The organism is Pseudoalteromonas sp. SCSIO 43095 (genome assembly GCF_023650455.1).
Lineage (GTDB): Bacteria > Pseudomonadota > Gammaproteobacteria > Enterobacterales > Alteromonadaceae > Pseudoalteromonas > Pseudoalteromonas tetraodonis.
Window position 1 is genome coordinate 367,745 of record NZ_CP087996.1, and the last position, 24,677, is coordinate 392,421.

A 24,677-nucleotide genomic window follows, 5' to 3' on the forward strand; every position below is an offset into this window, starting at 1 on the left:
TTAAAAGCCTTCTAAAACAAGTTTACCGCGTGAGGTGTGCGATTCTAAAATTTGATGCGCTTTATATAAATTAGCGGCGTTTATTGGGCCTAAATTTTTCCCAAGTGTGGTTTTAAGCGTACCTGAGTCTATCAGCTCACTAATTTCATTAAGTAAGGTGTGCTGCGCTGTTATATCGGGTGTAGTAAATAGCGAGCGGGTAAACATAAACTCCCAATGGACCGATATAGATTTAGGTTTAAATTTTAAAATATCGAACGATGTAGGGTCATCTATTAGCGCAAATTTACCTTGGGGCTTAATGCACTCCACTATTTGGTCTTGGTATTGGTCGGTATGAGTTAATCCAATAACGTAATCAAACTCAGCTAAACCGAGCTCTTTGCGCTGCTCGTTTAAGTTTTTAGAATGATCGAGCACGTGATCGGCGCCTAACTCTTTAAGCCAGGTTACGCTTTGCTCGCGTGATGCAGTACCAACCACATTTAGCCCAGTAAGTTGCTTGGCAAGCTGTACTAAAATAGAACCAACGCCACCTGCGGCGCCAATAACTAAAATAGATTGCTGAGTATTTTGCTTATTTTTAGGCACTTGCAGGCGGTCAAACAGCATTTCGTAGGCGGTAATACTGGTTAGCGGCAGTGCCGCGGCTTGTGCGTCGGTTAATGTTTTAGGCGCACGCCCTACAATGCGCTCGTCAACTAATTGAAATTGCGCATTACTGCCTTGGCGCGATAAATCGCCGGCGTAAAATACACGATCCCCCACATTAAATAACGATACTGACTCGCCAACGGCTTTTACAATGCCTACGCCGTCCCAACCTAATACTTTGTAGCCTTGTTCCGGCGCTACATTTGCACGTATTTTTGTATCTACTGGGTTTATTGAAATAGCATTTACTTCAATAAGTAGGTCGTGCCCGGTAGCGGTTGGGGTATCAAGCTCAATTTCTTGTATAGAGCTTGCTGTAAGCGTTTTAGTGTTTTTGCTGTATCCAAATGCTTTCATGTGCGTTCCTGATGATTTTAACTAGGGCTTGTTGACCTTTCAGGATTAAAATTTGTTCAACCTCGAAAGATAAACAGGCCCTAAGTACTTTTAACTTAATAAGTACTATAGCTCAGTTGAAAAATAGAAAAAGACATGAAAAACTAAAGCACTTTCAAATTTTAATTGAAAATATGCGATCATTTAACGATATTCAAACTTTTATAGATGTAGCTAGTTGCGCCAGTATTTCTGAAGCCGCACGGCAAAACGCGCAAACCCCAGCGGCGGTAAGTGCAGCTATTAAGCGCCTAGAAAAAGATTTAGGAAACGTACTGTTTATTCGCTCAACCCGCAGCTTACGCTTAAGTGTGGCAGGAGAGCAGTTTTTAACTTATGCCAAAGATTCACTTTCGCTTATTCAACAAGGGGTAGCCGCAGTGCAAACTGCAGTAGGCGAAGTAACAGGGACACTACAGGTATCGGCCCCGTGTGATTTAGGGCGAAATAAACTAAGTGAATGGCTTAATGAGTTTTTAGCGCAATACCCGAATGTAAAACTTAAACTGCACTTAAGTGACGAAGTAAGCGACATTTATAGCCAATCAATTGATATTGCACTGCGCTTTGGTGTACCAAAAGAGTCGCAGTTAATTGCAGCGCCACTATTTTTAAATAATGCGCGTATTTTAGTGGCCTCTGCTGAATATATAGCAAAAAATGGATTGCTTACACACCCCCTTAACTTAACGCAGCACACCACCATTACCTTTATGCGTTTTGGTGAAGTGTTTAAAGAGTGGCGTTTTTATAAAAACGGCGCAGTACAAAAAGTACATCTAAATTGCCAACATATAGTAAACGATGGTGAAATGGTGAGGCGCTGGGCGCTAGAGGGCAAAGGCATTGCGTATAAATCGTATTTGGATGTCATTGATAATTTAGCAAGCGGGGAGCTCGTTCATTTATGCCCACAGTGGCAAAGCGATCCGCTACCGCTTTATATGATGTACGCCGACCGACGCCAAATGACTCCGGTGATCACCGCATTTAGGGCGTTTATTCAACAAAAAATAACCGCGTTAGTTGGCTAACTCATCGTCGCTTTTAGTATTTAAATCGTTTACTACTAAATCAAGCAGCTGCATAAGCTGTTTGGCTTGCGTAGGGTCTACACTTTCAAACTTACATAATATATTTTTTGGAATATCAGCGGCTTCGTTTTTAAGGGCTTGCCCACGATGGGTAAGCTGAATTAGGCGCTTGCGCTTGTCGTGCTCGTCTTTAATAACGGCTAACAGAGACTTTTCGGTCATTTTTTTGAGTATTTGGGTCATAGCGCCGCCATCAATAGCGGTTTTATCTATTAGCTGCGCTATGGTTATTTTGTCTTGCTCCCACAGCGCCATCATTACTACATATTGCGGATACGTTAAGTTAAGTGCAGCCAAAGGCTCACGGTAAGCGCGTGCAATGCTATTTGATGCCATATATAACCTATGACACAGCTGATTTTTTAACTTTAATTGCTCAAACGACATACCTAACTCCTGAATACCTTAAATTCAAAAAACATTTTAATTTGCATGCAAAGTATTTGCAATCTCTAATTACTTGTCTTACTATTTTGCATGCAAATTAAATTAATTGATAAACTTTGGAGTTCACTATGAATGTATTACAAAACGTTGCCTACACGGCAAAAGCAACTGCAACCGGTGGCCGTGAAGGTGTAGCTAAATCTGACGATGGCCGTTTAGATGTAAAACTATCAACCCCAAAAGGGCTAGGTGGCGACGACGGACAAGGCACAAACCCAGAGCAATTGTTTGCAGCAGGTTATGCTGCCTGTTTTATTGGTGCACTTAAGTTTGTAGCGGGTAGCGAAAAAATTGCCCTGCCAAGTGATACTTACATTAACTCTGAAGTGTCTATTGGTGCGATTGATGCCGGTTTTGGTATTGCTGTAAAATTGGCTGTATCACTAGGTGATATGGACAAAGCAGCGGCACAAGCCTTGGTAGAGAAAGCACATCAAGTATGTCCATATTCAAATGCAACTCGCGGCAATATTGAAGTAGAGTTGTCGGTTATTTAATTAACCCCTTTATATTGTTTATAAAAACACGCCATGAGTGATCATTGCGTGTTTTTTATTGGGCACATCTCTAAAAAGCCAAACTTGAGTTGACGCGGAAAATAGATAACTTTACCTGTATATATGAAATTTCATATTTTCACTACTCCATATGTCTTTCTTTTCATATATTGTTGTATGCAAAACAAGACTACACTGTATGAATAAACTAAATCCTCTGCATTTTTTTAAATGTATCGCTGATGACACCCGCTTAAAGACAATACTGCTTATTGCGCATGAAGATGAGTTATGTGTATGTGAATTAGTGGCGGCACTTGATGTAAGCCAGCCTAAATTTCACGGCATTTAGCTGTATTACGTCAATGCGGTTTGCTTGCTGATCGTAAGCAAAATCAATGGGTGTTCTATAGCTTAAATAAATCACTACCTGATTGGGCGAAAGATGTAATTACAAAAACATTACATGCCACCCCTACATTTTATGAGTATCAATTACAGCGTTTAAATGTGATGGCCAAGCGTCCTGAGCGAATTTTAAAATGCTGTGACTAACTAAAGGAATTTTATAGTGACGATTAAAGTAGGCATAAATGGTTTTGGACGAATTAGACGTTTAACCTTACGAGCGGCAATTGATTGGCCTGAGGTTGAATTTATACATGTTAATGATGTGGCAGCTGATGCGAAAACACATGCTCATTTATTAGAATTTGACTCGGTTCACGGGCGTTTAAAATATGAGGTGCAAGCCGATGATAATAGTTTTTCTTTAGCAAAACATACGGTTAAAGTAACGAATAATAAATCGATTGCAGAGACTGACTGGTCACAATGTGATGTGGTGATTGAAGCCAGCGGTAAAATGAAAACCACAGAATTACTCAACGCTGGCGAGAGTGTTTTATCTTCTTGTAACTGAATTTTAGTTTGCTCAACTATTTCAGTGATATTTATGCTGTTTAAATTCATTAAAGCTAGAGCGATAGGGTAATCGCTCTAGCTTGGCATACTGGCAGGATCAGCAAATAGCTAAAAATGATCCTTAGAAAATAGTTTGTCTTAATGAAGAGTTACATTTTTTGTAGCTTTAATATAGTCTTTGAGGGCTTAAAATACGACTGGTGATTTAATTAACGCCTAAATTTATACCTATATTACTGCAGAGTAAGCGCTACATAATAAAATAATACGACTAAGTGCCATGCTAGAATGGCGAGCGTATTGCGAGTATTATGCAAAGAAGCAATGTTTAGCATTATTTATTCCACATAAGGGGAAATTAATGGCAGCAGTAATATTTTTTGGAACTAAAAATGACCAGTAATAATCAAGCTACAAATAAGCGTAAAAAAAATAATCCGCTTATCGAAATAGTCTTTAATATCATCATCCCTTCAGTCATTTTAATGAAGTTTTCTGGCCCTGAATATTTAGGCAGTGTGGCTGGTTTAATTGTCGCGCTTATATTCCCCATTAGCTATGGGATTTATGATTTTATAAAAGCGGGCTCATTAAACTTCATCTCGCTTTTAGGCTTTTTAAGTACTTTGCTTACCGGTGGTATTGCCTTGTTTGAGCTAAACGTTGAGTGGTTAGCTATAAAAGAAGCAGCTATTCCGGCAATCATTGGTTTTACCGTGTTGATGTCGGGTTTTTTTGGTAAACCCCTGCTAGCCAAACTTTTATTAAACTCACTTTTATTTAAGCTAGATACTATTTACGATGCCTTAGATGCACGAGGCAATACACAAAGCTTTAAACAAAAGATTACTAATGCTAATTACTTATTAGCGCTTACCTTTGTGTTTTCATCTACGATGAATTACATCCTTGCTAAATGGATTGTTACCAGCCCTGCAGGCTCCGTTGAATTTAACGAACAGCTTGGCGAAATGACGTTACTGAGTTATCCGGTAATTGCTATTCCGTCTATGCTCATGCTCATTGGTATTTTTGTTTATGTAATTAAAGTACTAACTAAATTAACCGGTATGAAGTTTGAAGACATGGTTAATGCTGAATAGGGTTATCCATAATCTATAATAAAAAGCCGTTGTTAAATAATAACACCACTCGTTTAAGAACGAGTGGTGTTATTTCGTTTATATCTAACCGGATATTTTTGTGTCTTTGCCAGCACCGCTCGCGGATAAGCTTTTCGCTTTCTTTTCTCCGGTAATATTAGCCGTTTACCGTTTTCACGTAGTTCTTTTAGCTTTTTAGGGATTGTCCCTGGGCTTTCGACCTGAACACCATAAAAACTCGTCTTGTATGAGATATAATGCGTTAATAAAACTGATGCGTAATGGCTCAACTTTATGGGCTTTAGCCATCTCTGCCATTTCTAGTCTCACGATATTATATGATGTCAGAATACCCCAGAGCTCTTGATAAATACCTTCCTGTTTCAAGCTCCGTAATGCTGGTTTATTTGAGAGTTGGTATTGCTTGAGCTCACCATAGCCTCGCTCTATTTCCCATCGTTGCCAATACACATCGAGTAGCGCTTTAAGCGGGTACTTTTCTGGACAGGCGCATGAGGTGAGCTGATGCAACCGCGCGTGTTGATTGGCAAAGTGCCTGTAAACAGTATGAGCAAATAGCACCCCTTAATAAGACTCAATTAAGAGACTTTGTTGATGCGCATTTTATAACAACGCTTTTATTAACCATGAAAGGGACTGCAAATACCACCAGTGTAAAAGGCTACATAAACTCACTGTGGAGCGGCCTGAGCAGCGTTTTTTTGTTGATTATAATCATAAGGTATCTAAGCCGTCTGCTATTTTAAGTGCAGCGGCAAGTACCCCGCTTTTTGTTAATTTAGCCTCGCAACAGCAAGCTGAACTGGTTGCAAACGTATTGAGCGAGCAGTTTTTAAAAGTAGGTGGTATTGTAACAACGGTTGTTGATACTCCACAGCAATGGGACAGCCCGAATGGCTGGGCTCCATTACAATGGTTTGCGGTAAAAGGCTTGCGTAATTATGGTATTGATCAATTAGCTACACGCATAATGAAGAATTGGCTAACAATGGTAGAACAAGATTTTATTGAAAATAAATGCTTGTTGGAGAAATATAACGTATGCACACCGCAACAAAAAGCCAGCGAGCGGGGGTGAATATCAAGTACAACAAGGATTTGGTTGGACTAACGGTGTTACATCACGCTTTTATACCCTTTTATAGGGTAACTAAACTCATTGGCTCATACCAAAGAAGCATTGTGTTTTGTAGTTAATTTAGGTAATGTGGCGATTGTTGTAAATTTAATGTTTCAAGGGTTGGTTATATGTTTAAAAAAAGCTCGGCTTTTATTAAGACAACGCTTCAATCGTCTTTCCATTCTCAAAACTACACAGTTATTTTAAGAACACTTCAAGCCATTTTTGGTGATATAAAAATGGACAGTACTATCCCACATATTGATCAGCGTGGTGCTTATGACATTTTTCTAATTGATGGGTCTAAAAATGATTGGCAGGACTTGATCCCAGCAGATTTAATTTGTTTGGCTAAACAGCATAAAGTTGTGCTTTTTAATGTAGAACTAGAGCAAGTATGTGAAAAAAACTTATTAATCAATCATTTTAATGGGGTATTTTATAAATCGGCAGCAGCAGAAGATATATTTAAAGGCTTAGTAAGAATTTCTACTGGTGAGCTTTGGTTTACTCGTAAAGTAATCTCTAAGGTCTTTAATGATATTCTAAGTGTCGCCTCTTCGTTTAGCTCCTTAAGCGAAGACATCACATTAAATGAAGCTGACTATAAACATTTAACTAAACGAGAAAAGTCGGTTATTCATTTAATAGCACAAGGAGCGAGTAATAATAAAATAGCGGACAAACTAAACATTAGCGACCACACTGTTAAAACTCACCTTTATAGCGCATTTAAAAAAACTAATTCGCGTAATAGAGTTGAATTGGCCAATTGGGCGCAAAGATATATTTCAGTATTATTACCCGTTGAGAGCTAATCGTTATTTGTGTTTGGGTAGTGTTTAGAAATCTGTGTCATTTCAGTAATATTAAGAAAACAGGAGTGACACATGACTCAATCTTTCGACTTCAACAAAGCATTAGCTGAAATCCATGCTTTTTGATAAGCATAGCGAGCGTTTATTATAAAGGTATCTCTATTAGATACTATATTTGGCATTCTTTTCTTATTTTATCTACTACCTCTTTCCCTAAAGTTGAAAATTTAAAACTTTTTTGTTTAAAAGAAACATTTATTCTATCGGTGTTTGTTATTAACCTTTTAACATCTACATTAGGGAATTCAATTTCTTCGCCGTTACTTGATGAAATACCTACAGTTTCGACTCCATTAATATCAACTTTAACTACATCTTCAGTTTTATAATCTGACCACATTACAGAATCTATAGCACTTAAATTGATACTATGAGAGTTTACTTCAGCGGAACGCTTTCCGATTTGACATTGGAATGATAACTCCAAACGCTTAGTATCATCTATTACACTAAAAATGTTTTTATAATGCATATCGTGAGACCGCTTAAGAAATAGATATTGATCAAATCTATTTGTTTCGCCTCCATTTCGTTTGATGCTTCTCATTCTATAAATGATATCTTTTGCCATACTTGAACATTTTTGGAAGTAATTGTTATAAAAAGAGTACGGATGGTTGTTAGCCGATAATTGATTATCAATGCACTCTTCACTGCAACGATTCACTATGGCCTCAGATAATTGAGCGACATCATCCTTACCACTATCATAATCTATTGCGACTTCTGAAAGGCACCTTAATGATATTGTAGATGCTCTATAGGGAGTCATAAATGCATCAGGTTTAACTATTCGGAATTCATATTTATAACTTGCCCAGTCACCAAGTATTCCAACAGGGTGATAGTAAGATGATATTTCAACTGCTTTTCCACCATTTTGTTCGGCTATTCTATGAACTTCATTCATGACTTCTTGCTTGAGTGCTGAGCTTGAACCAAATATACCTTTACGATCTTCTTTAAATACAACAAAAGTGTCCTGAGAAAGTTGTTTTGTAACTGGAGCTGAACAACTGGCTAGTAACAAAATCATCGCAACATATACTATAATATTAAGCTTATTGGCTGGCATTTTACTTCCTTGAAAACATTGGATGACACTATATTCGCATAGTGTCATTATATAAAGATAGAGCTAAATATCACAAAGAAGTACTTCAATATGGACATTGTGATAGCCTTAACGACCTTTAAGTGCCAAAACAGCCTGTACGTTTAATTAATATATTGTTTTGAGGAAGAAACAAGCGAGGGACGAACAGCCACATATAGCACAAACGCAACTGTCAGATTTGATTGAGCCATACTGATCTAATCTGACAGTTCAAGTTAAGGTTTATAGCGCATTTAAAAAAACTAATTCGCGTAATAGAGTTGAATTGGCCAATTGGGCGCAAAGATATATTTCAGTATTATTACCCGTTGAGAGCTAATCGTTATCTGTTTGGCCACATCAATGACGTTGTGGCCATCTACAAGAGTACGTTAAGTTGCCTGTTTAGCCCATAAGCCTTTATCAATACCTTTGGTGATAAGATCTGTAAGCGCTTTTTCTATTGCTTGCGTTACGCAAATGCTCATTGGTTCATTATCACTAAAGCCCGCCTCAGCTTCCGCCAGACGTTTATAGCTAACATACCTAAAAAAACCTGCTCGCATTTCTTGGCTCAATACTTTTTTGCTGGTGGCTACTGATAACAATACCTGGCCAGTTCTTACATCTACGGCACGTAAATAGATTGATATTGCATCTTCACGATATAGCTCTGATGCGCCAATACCAAAATATTCCATTCCTAAGCCACCCGTTTTTACATTAGTGTCGTAACTAATTATACCGCCTTCTAAAATGATTTTCGCAGTGGTTAACGGCGGTAGCTCGCCTTGATTAGGGTTAGTTGCTTGTGCCGCTCTAATAATTTTTCGCTCAGTCAAAATATTTTGCAAACCCTCACGTTCAACCGGCGTAAACCAGTCAGACTCATGTAATGCTTGCACTAGAATAGAGTTTGCACCTTGAGTGACTGCCGTTGAAAAAGAGCTAACATTAGTCTGTGGTTTATATTGACCGGTTTGATCGCGAAATGAATAAACCGAGACTGGAATGCTGCCCGCAGGTTTAGGTAAGCTTTTTAAATCAGAAAAAACATCTGTTGGCTCTAACGTTACCGCACTTTGTTTTGACGGAGGGATTAAATTACCCATAGTAGAGCAACCACTAAGAGAAAGAGCGATTGTTATTATTATTAATTTATACATTATCCAAACCTCGGTACTTCGATAACCACAACCGAGTCATCAATTACATTTGTTATTCTAACCGTGATAGTGTCGGTTGTACTGGTGATCACTTCTATTTGATAATCACCGCTCATAAAAATGGAGTCTTGATTAAAAATACTGTCTTCAATATTTTCCCCAAAAGCCATGTCGGTGATTTCTCTCACCATTCGATTTAAGTATGTCCGCTCTAATGAATCTTTAAACTGGTCTGCATACCCTTTTTCGACAACCGGCGCTTTATGTTTATTTTGTGCTTGTGCCTTACTAAGCAACATATTGGCATTGAGAGGGTTGCCACCAAAACTCGGGTTAATAGGGGTATAAATAATTTCAGTTGCGCAGACTGAAAAGCTTAAAGTTGTTATTATTGTTAATGCTATTTTTTTCATTGTTACCATCCATTCAATGCCATATCAGGACTCGCTGTTTGCATATTCGATCGCGCCATGGCGTCCATTACAGAGTGCACTGCTTGCTCTACTCGCTCGTCCAAAGGCTCTAACTTTCGTCCCAAATGGGTTGCATAAATAATCTTATGATTCATTATCAAAACTAATTTAGTACCAGCACGGGGTATAACTGTTTCTTTTATTTCTACATTAAAGCCAGCTGTTGAAGGCAGTTCACGCCAATAATTTGAAAATTCACTGTAAAATTGATACCCAAAGCGACTAATACTTTTGTTTAGTAATAATCCATCGATTTCTAAATCAGCACTGGCATTACTCAAAGGAGTAAAAAAAGTTAAAAGTATAAAAAGATAGATATATTGTTTATTTTCCATAGTTAAAATAAGGGAGAGGGTTACTCTCCCCATCTCATCAATTACATTTGTGTAATTGTTGCTGTATTACCATCACCAAGTTGAGTGACAGAGAATGTACTGTTAAAGCCAATTGCGCTACCTTCAACAGTGTTGTAGTTACCGGTTTGAGTAACAGAGAATGAAACGTTTTCACCGCCTAATAAAAACGGTGAATCTCCAGTTCCACCTACCCAGTTACCTTCGCCTTGCTGTGCAATATCAATAGAGTGATTACTGCCTTCTACCATTAAGTCAATAACGTTAATATCACCATTTTGAGCAATATCAATTTGGTTTGCGTTACTATCAAGGATACCCGCTAGTGTAACAATCGCCTCGTTTTGATTACCGACTTGATTAACATCAATATCGTTATCGTTTGAAGTGAGAGAAACATCAGGGTATGAAGACTGCACTAAAATTGCGTTTTCATCGCCACCTGATTGGCTAAGATCAACATCGTTACCGCTACCATTAAAGTTAGCTAAATGAGCCGAGTTAAAATCACTAACCTGGGTTACTGTAAATTCATTATTTGAACCAATGACACCCATGTATGCTTCATTAGTGTTACCAACTTGCATTGCTGTAAGCTCATTGTTATCGCCCATTAGCTCAGTAGTCGCAAGGTTTTCATCACCAATTTGATTAACTGTTACTTCATTGAATGAACCGTCAAAAAGACCAGACTCAATAGCATTATTCGAACCTTCTTGGTCTAGTTTTATTTCATTATCATTACCAGTAACGGCTGCAAAAGTAATGGTATTGTTATTACCGCTGCTTTGTTCAATAGCTATTTCGTTGTCATCACCAGCAATATCAGTAAATGTAATGATGTTACGTGAACCATCTTGGCTAACGTCAATCTCATTTTGGTTACCGCGTAATGAGCCTACTTTAAATTCATTCCAGGTGTCTGTTTGTTCAATTTCAATAATGTTTTCATCGCCTGATAAGCTAAGTACTTCAAATTCTTGCCACATACCAGACTGAGATGAAATAATTTCGTTACCATTACCTCTCATGTCCATGTTGTAAAACCAGTGACCGCCATTTCCTTGTTCAACGTCAATATTATTATCGCTACCAGTGATAATATTGATTGATTCATTGTTTTGAAATAATCCTTGGCCGGTTTGAGAAACATTAACGCCGTTGTTATCACCCGTTATGCGCGTAATGAAACCATTAGCAACACCATCTTGAGCATAAGTTTGTTGGTTGTTATCACCTGTTGTTTCAACTTCGGCGTAATTACCATTTTGTAATTGAGCTATTTTAACATCGTTGTTGTTACCGATTTCAGTAGCTAGTGCAGTGTTGCCATCGCCATCTTGAGATACTAATGCCGTGTTGTCAGAAAATGATTGGTTAACTGTTACAGCATTCTCAATACTTTTTACAGATACTTTAGCTGCAAGCTCAGAAGTTGAACCCGCTTTTGTTTCTGTGTTTGCGTTTGCTGTAAAGCTGGCGCCCATTGCAATTGCAATTGCACAGCTTAAAAGTGATTTATTCAATTTCATTATTATTCTCCTTGAAAGATAAAATAAAATACCTTGATTATTTATTAAGTTTTAAAAAGGTATTTTCGTTTTCGTTGCAGCATGCCGTGCTGCCATAATGTGTGATTAGCTTTTTATTCTTAAACGTAAAATGCTGTTTTAAATATGAATTAGGGTTTGGTCATTAGTACTTGTTAAGGTGGTTTGCCATTCACTAATTCATAACTGCTCAGTCACTATATTCTTCGATGAGTTCATTTTGAATCATCTTTTTTAATGGTAATTTAAATTCATAAATTTCAATTACTTACTCGTTTAATTTGTGTTTTCTATCTATTTACATAAAAAAACCAGTAAAAAATAATTAGTTAATTACATGTTAAAAATAAGTTATTTAATTCATTAAAATGGCTGTTATTAGTGTTTTTTTACTGTATTTCTAGTTAAAAATAATGGTTTTGTTCCTGATTTTGTTTTTTTTACTTGAGTTAGTGACTGATTACCCGTTTTCTTAATGCTTGCCACGTGATTACTTAAATTCATAAACGTAAATATTTCGCTTAGTAAAGCTAAGTTAACTTAATTACGGATAAAACAATGAAAACAAAATTATCTATTATTACACTTGCACTTTTACCTTGTTTAGCTGCGGCTAAATTGCCTGATGTTAACAGTACAACTCAAAAAGTAACTGCGAGCAGTGACTCGATTATTGTTAAATATAAAAAGAATGCTTCGCCGGAAATGCGTAAGCAAGCTCGTTCGTTAGTAAAAGCAAAAATATCAGATCTAAATAACGATGAAATTGATGATAACTTCACCTCGTTATTTTCAGGCCGCCTTGCTAAATTTAAAGTATCAGGAATGAGCGCTAAAGAAGCAATTGAGCGCTTAAAATCGCATCAAGCTATTGAGTATGTTGAGCCTGATTACCGAGTGAGCATAGCAAGTGCAACGAATGATCCTCGTTTTGATGATTTATGGGGCTTAAATAATGAAGGCCAAACTGGTGGTACTGCTGATGCAGATATTGATGCGCCAGAAGCATGGTCAATTTCAACTGGTAGCCGTGATGTTGTTGTAGGTGTTATTGATACCGGTGTAGATTATAGTCACCCTGATTTAGCTGCGAACGCGTGGGTAAACAGTGGTGAAATTGCTGGTGATGGTATCGATAATGACGGTAACGGTTATATTGATGACGTTCACGGTATTAATGCAATTACTGATGTTGGTGACCCGATGGATGACCAAGGCCATGGTACACACGTATCAGGTACAATTGGTGCCAGTGGTAACAATGGTGTCGGTGTTGTTGGTGTAAATCATGATGTTTCTATTGTTGGTTGTAAGTTTTTAGCCGCAGATGGTACAGGTTCTACCTCTGGTGCTATTAAGTGTATCGATTACATGGTTGGCCTTAAAAATGCGGGTGTTAATCTGCGTGTGTTAAATAATAGCTGGGGCGGCGGTGGTTTTAGCCAAGCGTTAGCTGATGCGATTACGGCTAGTGAGCAAGCTGATATTTTATTTGTTGCTGCTGCGGGTAACGATGCGGTTGATAACGATCAAAATCCACACTACCCATCTAACTATGAAAACGACAACGTATTATCGATAGCAAGTACTGATAGCAGAGATAATATGTCTAGTTTTTCTCAATGGGGCCTAACAAGTGTTGATATGGGCGCACCTGGCTCAGGTATTTTGTCGACCGTTCCTGGTAATAGCTATGCTACTTATTCAGGTACATCTATGGCAACACCGCATGTAGCTGGTGCTGCTGCACTTGTACTTTCAGTTAATCCTGATTTAACAACACTAGAGCTTAAAGAATTACTTATGTCTAGTGGTGATGCTAATGCAGCATTAAATGGTAAAACGGTTGCAGGTACACGCCTAAATGTTAATCAAGCGCTAATAGATGCTGATCCAACTCCAGGCTTTAAATTATCTGTATCTCCGGTTTCTCAGCAAGCGACTGTAGGTGATACGGTTACTTATACCTTTACGATTGGTTCAATTTCACAATGGGATGGTGACGTTTCACTGGCTTTAGCTTCAGATCTTTCAGGTGCATCACTAAGCGCAACTACTGCTCGTCCGGGCGATGAAGTTGTTCTAACAGTTGCAACTAACAGCGATACTCAGTGGGGAAATTACGACTTTACTGTAACTGCGACATCAGACGAGCAAGTTAAAGAACAAACTGTTAGCTTAATGCTTCAACCTGCTGGTTTAAATGACTTTACTTACAGCAGTGATGAAAACATCGCTATTCCGGATAATTCTCCAGAGGGCGCAAGCTCGGTTATTACGGTTGCTGATGATTTAACTATTTTTGGCACCACTGCTGATGTAGATATTACGCATACTTGGTCTGGTGACTTAGTACTTACGCTTATTTCAGCGCAAGGTACAGAAGTAACTTTACAAAGCAATGAAGGTGGCAGTGCAGACGATATTGTTAAGTCATTTACATCAAGCGTATTTAATTCTGAAGTGGCAACTGGAGATTGGACACTTCATGTTGAAGATACAGCTGGTGCAGATACGGGTAATATCAATGGTTGGTCACTTACATTTAGCGCTATCGGTGAGGTAAGCCCACAACCACCACAAGCTGGCTTTAGTGTTTCAGCACAAGGTTTAACTGCTACATTTGTAGATACAAGTCGTGATGTAAATGATGACATTTCACAGTGGAGCTGGAACTTTGGTGATGGTTCAACATCAACAAACCCAAATCCTACACATGTTTATGCTCAGTCAGGAAGTTATGAGGTTGAATTAACCGTAACGGATAGTGAAAATAACTCAGATACATTCACTCAAACAGTGGTTGTTAGTGATGTTGAAATTGAATTGAGCTTAAAACGCGCTAACAAGTCACGTCTTGATACTATGCGTGTTGAGTTAAACTGGGCAGAAGTAGGGGCTGAGTCACTTAGCTTATACCGAAATGGCGAACTAGTAGATACCGTATCGGATAATGGCCGTTACCGTGATTACTTACGTAAAGCAACATTACCGGCATACGACTACCAGTTATGTATATCTGAAAACGTATGTTCGAATATTATTACGGTTTCATTTTCTGAATAAAACGTTTACCCCTTAGACATCCAAAGCCCAGCAATGCTGGGCTTTTTTATGGAATATCCCTTCTTAACTTTATAGTTATAAATAACTAGTTAATTTTATAATGTAACTATTTTGTATGTGTTTTTGTGCATTGTTTTCTTGGTATTTACGATATCCATGTTAAGTTTGTACCTGAAAGGTAAAAAATAATGAGTATAAACATTGTTAATGGAGGAGCCAATGAGCTCACGTAAAATAATAACAAATGCCTTTAATCTAAGTGCTTTATCGTTAAATTTTCTTAGTTTAAATGTACACGCGTCTATTGATTGCAGTGCGTTAGAACAGTGGCAAACAGGCCAGACACACGTTGCTGGAGATCAAGTGCAAGTGCAAGCGTATGAAGCTAGCTGGTGGACACAAGCCAATCCAGTGGAGAATGCTGGTGATTATAAAGATTGGAAAATTCTGGGTGCATTTGACAACGCTGTCATTAAAATGAAATTCCCTTAATTATCGAGTTAATGCCAGCAGACGGTTTTCAACTAACCGATAAAGATAGCGTTGTCGTATCGACGCAAGCAATTGATAACGATGGAGAGGTAACCACCGTTGAGTTTATTGAAAAATATGAATTTGACGGCGTTGATATTGATTACGAATACCGATCTTCAATGAACGACTCAGGTCACCCCGATGATTTTCCTATTTCCAACGCGCGCCGTGCAGAATTGAATGCCTCATACCAAGTGCTAATGAAAAAAGTACGTGAAGAGCTATATCGTGCAGGTGAAGCCGCAGGTAAGCACTATTTACTCACTTTTGCGTCTCCATCTTCTGGTTATTTATTACGAGGTATGGAAACCTTTCAAGCGGTTAAATATCTGGATTATGTAAACATTATGTCTTACGACTTACATGGCGCATGGAACTCACATGTAGGGGACAATGCTGCCTTATTTGACACCGGTTTAGACTCATAATTAACACAATGGAACGTATACGGCACTAAAGAGTTTGAAGGGATTGGTTATTTAAATACCACGAGCCAGGCGTAACCGATGTATGGTTAGCACTTTAATGTAAAACCTTAATGTTAGATTTTATATAAAGCAGCTTTCGAGCTGCTTTTTTATCGCGAACAGTCACTTTTATTGTTCAAAACAAGGCTTTATTACTAATAATTAATCCATTGACATCAGCATACACCCAATCACCGGTATTAATTGTGGTGTTTAACATATTAACCGGGTGATCTTTGGCACCTAAACCGCGCTTAGTGGTGCAGCGCGGCGTAGCGCCTAGTGCCATCACGGGTAAATCAAGCGTGGCAAGAATTTCAATATCGCGGCAGCAACCATTAATAATAATGCCTTGCCAGCCATTTTTTAGGGCTCGCTCTGCAATCATATCGCCAATGAAGGCAAAACGCTTGCTAGCAAAGCCATTCACAACCAACACTTTGCCTTCACCATTTTCATGTAATATATTGCCAGCAAACGAGTTATCGTCTGGGCAGGTGACAGTCACTACTTGACCATAAAAGAGAGTTTTATTACCAAAGTGTTGCAAGCCACTGTCAGCGACTTGCACATGGTCGCGATGTTCATCGTATAAATCGGGCGTAGTAAACTGTGTCATTGAGGGCATCCTTGTTTTTTGTAAAGCCACGTAGGCCAACGGCAGTACATTTAAAGTAGTAATAATGTTTATCGTAGGCTAATTAATCATTCAGGTGTAGCTATTGTTGCAAATTGGCGTATAGATTTTAGTCGCAATATAAGTACTTTTAACGTTTTTTAACGCTTTTTTATAAGTAACTTATGCTGTTACTTAGTTTTATTTTTTGAATAAATTTGATTTTGCCAGAGCATTAGCCAAACGTCTCATTGTTGCGTGCTTTTTCATATGCTACGTTCAATTGTTATTTTAAAATTTGGGCTGTAATAATTGGCCCTATACACACATACAAAAAAAGAAGCGTGCTTTATGATCATCTTTTTTATTTGCCTAACTATTTTAATATTAGGCTATAAGTTTTACAGCCCGTTTGTTGAAAAGCAAGCGGGCATGGATTCAACGGTCGACACACCACAAAAACGCTTTAGCGAAGGTGTTGATTACGTTGCAATTCACCCTGTTCGTGCATTTTTGATTCAATTTTTAAATATAGCAGGCGTAGGCCCCATATTTGGCCCAATATTGGGTGCATTATATGGTCCGGTTGCGCTTGTATGGATTGTGCTTGGTAATGTTTTGGGTGGCGCTGTACACGACTTCTTCTCAGGGGTAATGAGTATAAAAGAAGACGGTAAAAGCTTACCGGAAATAGCTGGGCACTACTACAACGTTGTATTTAAAGGCTTTATGCTTATTTTTACTGCGATGCTACTATTTTTTGTTGGTGTTGTATTTATTATGAGCCCGGCAGGATTATTAAGTAACCTTGATATATTTAAGGATACAATATTTGCAAATAATACCTTTTGGGTTTTGGCCATTTTAGCTTACTACTTTTTAGCCACGTTATTACCCATTGATAAAATCATCACTAAGTTTTACCCTATTTTTGGTTTGTTAATGATCGTAATGACAGTAGCTATTGCGGTATCGCTGTTAATAAACGCACCACATTTACCAGTAGCGGGCGACTTTTTAGCATACTTTGAGGCTGATCACGCTCATGACTTCTTAGCACCAAATCCTGATGGACTGCCCACTTGGCCGCTGCTATTTATAACCATTACCTGTGGTGCTATTAGTGGTTTTCACTCAACGCAAGCCCCTATTATTGCCCGTTGTTTAACCAACGAAAAATACGTACGCCCAGTTTATTATGGTGCGATGATGTGTGAAGGCATTGTAGGTTGTGTTTGGGCATTAGCGGGTATTGCTGCATTCCCTGAAGGCTATGCGGGTTTAAAAGCTATGCTTGATCTTGGTGGCCCAGGTTTGGTGGTTAACCATATTGCAAACAGCTACTTAGGTGTATTTGGCGGTATTATGGCAATTATTGCTGTTGCTGTTTTCCCTATTACCTCAGGCGATACGGCGTTTCGTTCACTGCGCTTGACCGTGGTTGATGCGTTTAGTATTCCGCAAAGTTTACGTAATCGTTTATTGCTAGCAATCCCTATTTTAACCATTGCCTACTTTATGACTAAGCTCGATTTCTCTGTGATTTGGCGCTACTTCGCATTCTCAAATATGCTGCTTTCTACCAGTGTGTTGTGGCTTGCGACCAAGTACTTATTTGACCGTGGTACATTCCACTGGATCACTAGTATACCAGCAGTAATCGCTACAGCAGTGACCTTGTCATACATAATGACCGCGGCAATAGGGTTAAACTTATCAAGTGATTTAGGTAAACCGATTGGTGCAGCGGTGGCTGTTATAGGGTTTATTGTATTAGCTGTTGTGCATTCAAAGCATAAAGTGCGTACGGCTTAATAAATCGTAATCTTAAAAATGTAAAAGCGAGCCTTATGAAGGCTCGCTTTTTTTATACTTGATCGCCAATCGCTAAAAAGTGGCTTGTTCGAAGTAGCTGATATCATCTAGGGTTTTACTAATCATCATCGCACCCTCTAATAAGCTCACTGTTTGTATTGCCGCGCGAGCAGGGTTTTCTTCACCATTCGCAGCGTGTGCTTGGGTTAACCAGGCTAAATTTTTATTAAAAAACCGCTGAACTTCAACCCGCACTTTATCAGGTAGGCTGTCGCTTTCTGCGCCGAGCAAGCCACATAAACACATTTTTTTATCAATCACGAGTGCATTTCTAAATAACTGAGTGTAAATATCAATAGGGTTTTTACCATTTGCTTTGTGTGTCTGCGGTTCACCAAGTAAAGCGATAAAGGCATCGGTATATTGATGCGCAAGCTCTGCACCTAAATCAGCTTTAGTTGGAAAGTGATAATGCACACTGGCACTTTTAATACCAACTTCACTGGCCAACTCTCTAAAGCTAAAATTGCTATAGCCACCAAGTCTAACTTTATTTTCTGCTGCTTTTAACAGGGCCGCTTTTTTTGTCATTTTAAACTTCCTTCATATCGCTGCAAAAATTATCAACCAGTAGGTAGTTATTTTCAAGCTCTTTTATTTTTAGTTTGCAAAGGTCGAGATCTTAATATAAATTACCTATCAGAAGGTAGGTAATTTATTCTTGCCAGTATGAGTTCAAACTGTGGTAAAAAATATAAAGAGATAATTATGAAAATTTATGGCGTAGAAAACTTTCCTAATCCATTACGTGTACGTATTGCGCTTGCTGAAAAAAGGCGACTGATAAAGTAGAGTTTGTTGCTGTCGATTTATTAAATGGTGAGCACCGTACTGAGGCTTTTTTAACTAAAAACCCTTAGCAGGCGTACCTGTTTTAGAGCTAGATGATGGAACGTTCATAACAGAATGCACCGCGATTACTGAATATATTGATACCGCTTTTGCAGGCCCTTCATTAACCGGTGTTGAGGCAAAAGAACGCGTGGTGATTAATATGATGCAAAAGCGTGCGGAGTCTATGGTGCTTGATGCTGTAGCCAGTTACTTTCATCATGCAACGGATGGTTTAGGCCCAGCGCTTGAAACCTATCAAAATGTTGCTTGTGGAGAAAAGCAAGGTGAAAAAGCGCGCCAAGGCTTTGTTTATTTTAATACAGTGTTAGCCAACTCTGCTTATGTTGCCGGTGAGAATTTTAGTGTTGCAGATATTACTTTGTACGCCGGTCTGGTGTTTGCAGGCTTTGCAAAAATAGCTATTCCTAGGAGCTATCACATTTAATAGCATGGCAAGAAAAGGTCGCTCAACGTCCAAGCATTGCTGTTTAGATATGGAGTCAAATATGAAAATTGCAGCTGATTTTAGCGAACGTGTTGTTGTACATAGCGAATCGTTAGAATGGATAGCCTCACCGATGGCGGGTGTTGATAGGCGTCCACTTGATAGAGTGGGCGATGAGGTTGCACGCGCAACCAGCATTGTACGTTATGCGCCAAACAGCCATTTTTCTGCTCATACACATACCGGCGGTGAAGAATTTATTGTGCTTGAAGGTGTTTTTCAAGATGAACATGGTGATTTCCCCAAGGGTTCTTATATTCGTAATCCGCCTGAGTCAAAACATACACCAAGCTCTGAAAACGGGTGCGTTATATTTGTAAAATTATGGCAGTTTCAGCCAGAGGATAGAGAGCATGTTCGCTTGCAAACTAATACCATGTGCAGTGTTCCTCACCCTGAGTTTAGTAATGTAAATGTAGCTCCTCTTTATAAAGACGCCTTTGAAGAGGTGAGTATTTTAGCATTTGCACCTAACAGTGAAATATCGTTAAACGCCTTGGGTGGGGGCGAGCTTTTAGTTCTTGAAGGCTCGCTTGAAGAGCAGGGCGATATATTAGTAAAGCACAGCTGGTTAAGAGTGCCGCTTAACAGCGAAATTAAAGCAACAGCAGGCAGTGAAGGAGCCAGAGTGTGGCTTAAAATCGGTCATTTAACAGATGTTGAAAACCAAATAGCACGGCTTGAAAATGCATAATTAAGCATTTAATTAAAATCGGCACAATAAAAGTATATGTGCCTGTTTTTTGATCTACTTCACTATTGGTTACTAAGCTATCACCTATACTTGATGTTTATATTATTGTGGAGTTCGGGTTATGGTAAATTTAACACACGGCTTATCTATTGGTATTGAGCGCTCTGGTTGCGAGTTTTTTTTAACCTTAAAAGCCATAGGCACACTCACTCACAAAGATTATAAAGTGATCACGCCGATGATAGACTCTGCGCTTGGCGAAGTTAAACATCCTATTGTTAATGTACTCATAGATGGTACTGAGCTTGATGGCTGGGAACTTAGAGCCGCATGGGATGATTTAAAACTTGGCTTAAAACACAACAAAGAATTTAAAAAAATAGCCATATACGGCAACAAAGACTGGCAATCAACCATCGCTAAATTAGGCAGTTGGTTTGTATCAGGTGAAATTCAATATTTTGAGAACGCCACTGCGGCTTTAGAATGGTTAAAAAGTAATGATGAAGAAGCGGATGCTTAAATAAAGGCCATAACCGGCCTTTATTTTTAAAGTATTTATACCAATTCGCTTAATTAAGTGATCTATTTTGAGGCATGAAAAACGTGTTGATAGCTAGGCAAAAAGTTTGCTATTTAGTTGTTCAAAATGAGAGTTTTTTAACGCAGATAGCGACACGTTTAGCCCCATAAAATGATTAAGTATTATTGCGGATTGGTATTATACCTCTTGAAGTGTAGGTAATGCGGGAAATGCCCCCTTGGCTAAGCAGGCTTTAGAGCCACAGCGCAAACCAAAATTTAAAGCGTGTTTTACTAGATGCTCATTATTAATTTTTTCGATGAGCGGGCTATTTTCATCGGTGTGATTTAAATAATATAACACGCCTGCAATAAACGCATCACCGGCACTGGTAGTATCCACAGCATTAATGATTGGCGCCGATTCGTTTAATATAAACGCCTTATGGTAAACCGTTGCCGGTGCAGGGCCATCGGTTAAAAATACCAATTTAACACCTATATTTAAAATAGATTGTAAGTAATCATCAGGTGCATGCTGTGTTTGCTCAGCTAAAAAGTTCAGCTCATCACGCGATAGCTTAACAATATCGCAATAGGCATAACACGCGTGTACATTGTGTTCAATGTCATTGCTATTTTGCCACAAGCTATAGCGTAAATTTACATCAAAGCTAACGAGTTTATGGTTGTTTTTAGCCAGCTTTAAAGCACACACGGTGGTGTTTGCAATGGCTGGATTGGTTAACGTGTTGGAACAAAAGTGTAGGGTACTCAATTCATCCCATTTGATATGGTTTAAGTGATCACTCGTTAACAGTAAATCGGCGGTATTGTGGCGATAAAAATTAAAACTGCGTTCACCGGTTTCATCTAAACTCACAATAACCACGGCCGTTTGAGAGTCTTTAATCGTAAATAAGTACTCTGTACTTACTTTATATTGCTCAAGCGATTTACTTAATTGTTTAGCAAAGTAGTCATCACCCATACCGCCACAAAAAGCAGCCTTGCCGCCTAACTTTGCATAACCTACCGCTACATTGGCAGGGGCACCTCCTGCAATGGGCAAATAAGCACTGTTTTGAGAATCTTGTGGCAGCATATCAATAAGTAGCTCGCCGAGGCTAAGTAATTTGGTCATAGTGTAAATCCTAAAAAACCCAGCAGAGCTAGGTCAAAATTCAAGGGAGAATTATTAAAACTAATTAAAGTTAGTGTAACAATCGCTGAAAAACACAGCTTCAGCGTTTGTTACACTAAAGATGGTTAGTTAAACGCGTATTTAAGCGTTATTGATGTTGTGCGGCCATTAATAGTACGGGCGCGAATAATGTTATTATCTGGAATTGAGCCTTCTTCAGCTTCTGTAATACCTACCGTATCGAATAAGTTATTTACATTAAGTGCAATATTAAGGTTTTCAGATAAATCGTAACTTACAAAGCCATTTACTTGAGTGTAACCGTCAAATTTGAGGTCGTTATTGTCTTGAGCGTAAGCATCAGTAGTACCAATAAAGTTGACACCGGCAGCACCTTTATCAAAGCTATAACGAGCCATTAAAGAGTAGATTAAATCAGCTTGGCGGCGTGGCGTATTACCTACCACTTCAGGGGTAAGTGCATCCTTAGCAATTTCTGCATCAGTCCATGTTAAGTTACCACGGAAATCCCATGCATCGATGAAGTAAGTTGATTCAATTTCAATCCCTTTTGCTTCGTACTCACGGTCAAAAAAGGTTTGCGATGTTGCTTCAAAGTTTTGCTCTTCTGTTTCTGCATAAAACGCTGTTGCAAAAACTGAGAGTGAATCAAAACGTTTTTTAACCCCAAATTCATACTGGTTTACTTCATCAACGGCATCTTCATCAGCAACCGAACCGTCAGCGCGTACTTTACCAAATAAAAGTCGGTCAGCATTTGCACGGCCACCTTTACTCAATCGTGCAAATGTCGCAAGGCTTGAGTCTATTTGGTAGTTAGCCCCAATTGAATAGGATGCATAATCCCAATCGTAATTTACTGGGCTAGCATTTGCGGTATCAATGCCTGCTACATTTTGTTCAGGAACTGAAATCACTCCATCGCGATTCATATCGACCGTTGAGGTAACGGCACCTGCATAGTTGCCGCGTGCTTCACCACTATCGTAACGAGCACTGGCGTCAATACTTACATCCCCCACTTTTGTTGAAAATGAAACGTACGGGGCGCGGGTATCGTATTCTGTATCGTAATCACGCTGACAACAGTTACCCCAAAAAGGCGTTCCGTATGCATATAAACCATTTTCAGAAAACTCTGTACCATCAGCAGCTGTTACATTTAGTAGCGCCGCATTATCGCCCTTAAGCTCCATTAGGTAAGAGTTCCATAACCATGACATAGCAATATTTTGCGTTGAAGCGTAGTAACCAAACGTAACGCTTGTATCATCGTTTAGTGATTTAGTTAGTTTGAAGTCGTTCACAATAGAGTCAAAGTCGTTCATTGTGACGTCAAACGTATGAATACGCATGGCTAAATCGTCATTAAATGCAGCCCCGGTATTTGCATTACTAAGTGTTGCACCTGCGCCGCCAATACTTTGTGCAATAGCAGTCGCGCTGCCTACTTCAGCAGGAATAAGTGAATTAAAGTTACCGCTCACAGAGGATTTACGAAAACGGTTTTCAATACGCCAATCGTTATCTAAGTCAAACACGGCTTCAAAACCCACTGAGTCAACTTGCGGGTTCATACCATCGCGAATATCGCCGCTACTAATTTGATTTTCGCCATTTAAACGTACTGTTTTAGTAAATAATGCCGAATGCGGGGTATCCGATTGTGCGTCAAACCCTGGGATTGAGTCACCATTTGCATACATTGGCATTGGTAAGTAACCCACGCTTTTGTCATCTAAATGTTTGTAATAAAGACGCACGTAACCGTTTTCAAAGTCTTTTGTAAGGTTGGCTTTAATTTGCCCACCTTTATTTGATGTGTAACCTGTTTCACGCGGGCCTTCACCTTGGCGCACAAAACCACCTACATGAAAACGTACGCTATCACTAAGGTAAGTGCCGTATTCAAAGTCTGTACGAATAGTGTCGTAATCAAGGCCCAGTGTTGTAGAAATACTGCCTGATTCGTTTTCACCATTTTTAGAAATAAAGTTAATTATGCCGCCCGGTGCATTACTTGCTGCAGTCGAGGCCGAACCACCACGAATTGATTCGATAGTTTGTACGGTATTATCTAGGCGCATAAATATATCAGCGTTACCAAAAGCAATATCACCGTATTGCATAACGGGTAAACCGTCTTCTTGTAATTGTAAAAACTTAGCACCACCAGAGGCCACAGGTAAGCCGCGTACAGCAATGTTTGCGTTACCTTCACCGCCGGTTGATTCTGAGCGTACGCCCGGAATAATTCTAAACGCTTCAGCAGTTGAACGGGGTGTAGCTACTTCAACTTGAGCAAGCGATAGGCTGCTCACTGATGAGCTTGATGCCATAATGGTTGTACGACGTGGTACACCGGTTACAACGATAGTCTCAAGACCTTTGTTAGCTTGCGCTTGTGTGTTTTGCTCTTCTTGTTGTGCATAAACGCCCTGGCTTACAGCCAGCGCTAAAGCACTCATTAAATATAAAGGTGTGTTGTATGTTGTCATGTGAACGCCTCGTTTTGTGAGCCCGAAGGGGTTGTTATTTTTACTTAATCGATTAAGTAAAAATAACAAATCTTTTACAATAAGCAAATTATTTTATTCTTTATTTGCTGTTTTTTTACTCATCTATTG

The 24,677-nt window shown here is 38.9% G+C and carries 23 protein-coding genes and 5 pseudogenes; 16 read left to right on the forward strand and 12 right to left on the reverse strand.

Features of this window, described 5'->3' with window-relative positions; translation table 11 throughout:
* Positions 1-1,011: a zinc-binding alcohol dehydrogenase family protein gene (locus LOC50_RS15980; RefSeq protein WP_250653945.1), complete on the reverse strand. Its 1,011-nt coding sequence runs from the start codon at positions 1,009-1,011 to the stop codon at positions 1-3.
* A 173-nt stretch (positions 1,012-1,184) separates the two neighbouring features.
* Here LOC50_RS15980 and LOC50_RS15985 point away from each other — a divergent pair, with 173 nt between their 5' ends.
* Positions 1,185-2,084 (forward strand): LysR family transcriptional regulator, encoded by a 900-nt coding sequence (locus LOC50_RS15985; protein ID WP_069439156.1) that lies wholly within the window; start codon positions 1,185-1,187, stop codon positions 2,082-2,084.
* On the opposite strand, the gene LOC50_RS15990 is transcribed toward LOC50_RS15985, so the two are convergent.
* A complete protein-coding gene (locus tag LOC50_RS15990; RefSeq protein ID WP_036983764.1) occupies positions 2,073-2,531 on the reverse strand; it encodes a MarR family winged helix-turn-helix transcriptional regulator in 459 nt (152 codons plus the stop codon). The two genes, LOC50_RS15985 and LOC50_RS15990, sit on opposite strands and share 12 nt — an antisense overlap.
* 128 nt (positions 2,532-2,659) lie before the next feature.
* Here LOC50_RS15990 and LOC50_RS15995 point away from each other — a divergent pair, with 128 nt between their 5' ends.
* From LOC50_RS15995 to LOC50_RS16010, 4 genes and pseudogenes are all read left to right on the forward strand, one after another.
* Positions 2,660-3,088, forward strand: coding sequence for an organic hydroperoxide resistance protein (locus LOC50_RS15995; RefSeq protein WP_036983765.1), 429 nt, complete (start codon positions 2,660-2,662; stop codon positions 3,086-3,088).
* A gap of 199 nt (positions 3,089-3,287) precedes the next feature.
* Positions 3,288-3,643, forward strand: a pseudogene (locus tag LOC50_RS16000) (metalloregulator ArsR/SmtB family transcription factor).
* 16 nt (positions 3,644-3,659) lie between these two features.
* Positions 3,660-3,977 (forward strand): annotated as a pseudogene (locus LOC50_RS16005) (glyceraldehyde 3-phosphate dehydrogenase NAD-binding domain-containing protein); the annotation flags it as partial.
* A 427-nt stretch (positions 3,978-4,404) separates the two neighbouring features.
* Complete coding sequence (locus LOC50_RS16010; RefSeq protein ID WP_016900505.1) at positions 4,405-5,115, forward strand: VC0807 family protein; 711 nt, start codon at positions 4,405-4,407, stop codon at positions 5,113-5,115.
* Positions 5,116-5,310: 195 nt separating this feature from the next.
* On the opposite strand, the gene LOC50_RS16015 is transcribed toward LOC50_RS16010, so the two are convergent.
* Complete coding sequence (locus LOC50_RS16015; protein ID WP_202807727.1) at positions 5,311-5,697, reverse strand: transposase; 387 nt, start codon at positions 5,695-5,697, stop codon at positions 5,311-5,313.
* Between the two features lie 115 nt (positions 5,698-5,812).
* On the opposite strand from LOC50_RS16015, the gene LOC50_RS16020 reads away from it, so the two are divergent.
* From LOC50_RS16020 to LOC50_RS16030, 3 genes are all read left to right on the forward strand, one after another.
* Complete coding sequence (locus LOC50_RS16020; protein WP_051498258.1) at positions 5,813-6,214, forward strand: trehalase family glycosidase; 402 nt, start codon at positions 5,813-5,815, stop codon at positions 6,212-6,214.
* Positions 6,171-6,281 (forward strand): trehalase family glycosidase, encoded by a 111-nt coding sequence (locus LOC50_RS16025; RefSeq protein ID WP_250654183.1) that lies wholly within the window; start codon positions 6,171-6,173, stop codon positions 6,279-6,281. The genes LOC50_RS16020 and LOC50_RS16025 overlap by 44 nt, the downstream gene beginning before the upstream one ends.
* Before the next feature lie 103 nt (positions 6,282-6,384).
* Positions 6,385-7,074 (forward strand): helix-turn-helix transcriptional regulator, encoded by a 690-nt coding sequence (locus tag LOC50_RS16030; RefSeq protein ID WP_036983767.1) that lies wholly within the window; start codon positions 6,385-6,387, stop codon positions 7,072-7,074.
* Between the two features lie 169 nt (positions 7,075-7,243).
* Here LOC50_RS16030 and LOC50_RS16035 read toward each other — a convergent pair whose 3' ends face one another.
* On the reverse strand, positions 7,244-8,209 hold the full coding sequence (locus tag LOC50_RS16035; RefSeq protein WP_250653946.1) for a hypothetical protein: 966 nt from the start codon (positions 8,207-8,209) through the stop codon (positions 7,244-7,246).
* Positions 8,210-8,447: 238 nt separating this feature from the next.
* On the opposite strand from LOC50_RS16035, the pseudogene LOC50_RS16040 reads away from it, so the two are divergent.
* Positions 8,448-8,570 (forward strand): annotated as a pseudogene (locus LOC50_RS16040) (helix-turn-helix transcriptional regulator); the annotation flags it as partial.
* 52 nt (positions 8,571-8,622) lie between these two features.
* Here LOC50_RS16040 and LOC50_RS16045 read toward each other — a convergent pair.
* Genes LOC50_RS16045 through LOC50_RS16060 form a run of 4 tightly spaced genes read right to left on the reverse strand, consistent with a single transcriptional unit; the run spans position 8,623 to position 11,754 of the window.
* The gene (locus LOC50_RS16045) at positions 8,623-9,396 is read right to left on the reverse strand and encodes a CsgG/HfaB family protein (RefSeq protein ID WP_024602690.1); all 774 of its coding nucleotides are present in this window, start codon (positions 9,394-9,396) and stop codon (positions 8,623-8,625) included.
* Positions 9,396-9,818, reverse strand: coding sequence for a curli assembly protein CsgF (locus LOC50_RS16050; RefSeq protein ID WP_036983769.1), 423 nt, complete (start codon positions 9,816-9,818; stop codon positions 9,396-9,398). Before LOC50_RS16050 ends, LOC50_RS16045 begins: the two co-directional genes overlap by 1 nt.
* A complete protein-coding gene (locus LOC50_RS16055; RefSeq protein WP_036983770.1) occupies positions 9,812-10,204 on the reverse strand; it encodes a curli production assembly/transport protein CsgE in 393 nt (130 codons plus the stop codon). Before LOC50_RS16055 ends, LOC50_RS16050 begins: the two co-directional genes overlap by 7 nt.
* Before the next feature lie 41 nt (positions 10,205-10,245).
* The gene (locus tag LOC50_RS16060) at positions 10,246-11,754 is read right to left on the reverse strand and encodes a curlin (protein WP_250653947.1); all 1,509 of its coding nucleotides are present in this window, start codon (positions 11,752-11,754) and stop codon (positions 10,246-10,248) included.
* Positions 11,755-12,330: 576 nt separating this feature from the next.
* Here LOC50_RS16060 and LOC50_RS16065 point away from each other — a divergent pair.
* From LOC50_RS16065 to LOC50_RS16075, 3 genes and pseudogenes are all read left to right on the forward strand, one after another.
* The gene (locus LOC50_RS16065; RefSeq protein WP_250653948.1) at positions 12,331-14,838 is read left to right on the forward strand and encodes a S8 family serine peptidase; all 2,508 of its coding nucleotides are present in this window, start codon (positions 12,331-12,333) and stop codon (positions 14,836-14,838) included.
* A gap of 219 nt (positions 14,839-15,057) precedes the next feature.
* Positions 15,058-15,330 carry a hypothetical protein gene (locus LOC50_RS16070; protein ID WP_076921967.1) on the forward strand — a complete coding sequence of 91 codons (273 nt, stop codon included), beginning with the start codon at positions 15,058-15,060 and terminating at the stop codon, positions 15,328-15,330.
* 92 nt (positions 15,331-15,422) lie between these two features.
* Positions 15,423-15,860, forward strand: a pseudogene (locus LOC50_RS16075) (glycosyl hydrolase family 18 protein); the annotation flags it as partial.
* Positions 15,861-15,975: 115 nt separating this feature from the next.
* On the opposite strand, the gene LOC50_RS16080 reads toward LOC50_RS16075, so the two are convergent.
* The gene (locus LOC50_RS16080; protein ID WP_036983776.1) at positions 15,976-16,458 is read right to left on the reverse strand and encodes a putative 4-hydroxy-4-methyl-2-oxoglutarate aldolase; all 483 of its coding nucleotides are present in this window, start codon (positions 16,456-16,458) and stop codon (positions 15,976-15,978) included.
* Between the two features lie 348 nt (positions 16,459-16,806).
* Here LOC50_RS16080 and LOC50_RS16085 point away from each other — a divergent pair, with 348 nt between their 5' ends.
* A complete protein-coding gene (locus tag LOC50_RS16085) occupies positions 16,807-18,270 on the forward strand; it encodes a carbon starvation CstA family protein (RefSeq protein WP_013463008.1) in 1,464 nt (487 codons plus the stop codon).
* Between the two features lie 72 nt (positions 18,271-18,342).
* On the opposite strand, the gene LOC50_RS16090 is transcribed toward LOC50_RS16085, so the two are convergent.
* Positions 18,343-18,861 carry a TetR/AcrR family transcriptional regulator gene (locus tag LOC50_RS16090; protein WP_250653949.1) on the reverse strand — a complete coding sequence of 173 codons (519 nt, stop codon included), beginning with the start codon at positions 18,859-18,861 and terminating at the stop codon, positions 18,343-18,345.
* Positions 18,862-19,038: 177 nt separating this feature from the next.
* On the opposite strand from LOC50_RS16090, the pseudogene LOC50_RS16095 reads away from it, so the two are divergent.
* From LOC50_RS16095 to LOC50_RS16105, 3 genes and pseudogenes are all read left to right on the forward strand, one after another.
* A pseudogene (locus tag LOC50_RS16095) lies at positions 19,039-19,656 on the forward strand (glutathione S-transferase).
* A gap of 14 nt (positions 19,657-19,670) precedes the next feature.
* A complete protein-coding gene (locus LOC50_RS16100; RefSeq protein ID WP_250653950.1) occupies positions 19,671-20,363 on the forward strand; it encodes a cupin domain-containing protein in 693 nt (230 codons plus the stop codon).
* A 121-nt stretch (positions 20,364-20,484) separates the two neighbouring features.
* A complete protein-coding gene (locus LOC50_RS16105; RefSeq protein ID WP_250653951.1) occupies positions 20,485-20,886 on the forward strand; it encodes a SpoIIAA family protein in 402 nt (133 codons plus the stop codon).
* Positions 20,887-21,084: 198 nt separating this feature from the next.
* Here the strand turns inward: LOC50_RS16105 and LOC50_RS16110 are convergent, their stop codons facing one another.
* Positions 21,085-22,029, reverse strand: a complete 945-nt coding sequence (locus LOC50_RS16110) for a carbohydrate kinase family protein (RefSeq protein WP_069439127.1) — start codon at positions 22,027-22,029, stop codon at positions 21,085-21,087.
* Between the two features lie 125 nt (positions 22,030-22,154).
* Positions 22,155-24,548 carry a TonB-dependent siderophore receptor gene (locus LOC50_RS16115; RefSeq protein WP_250653952.1) on the reverse strand — a complete coding sequence of 798 codons (2,394 nt, stop codon included), beginning with the start codon at positions 24,546-24,548 and terminating at the stop codon, positions 22,155-22,157.
* Between the last annotated feature and the right edge of the window lie 129 nt (positions 24,549-24,677).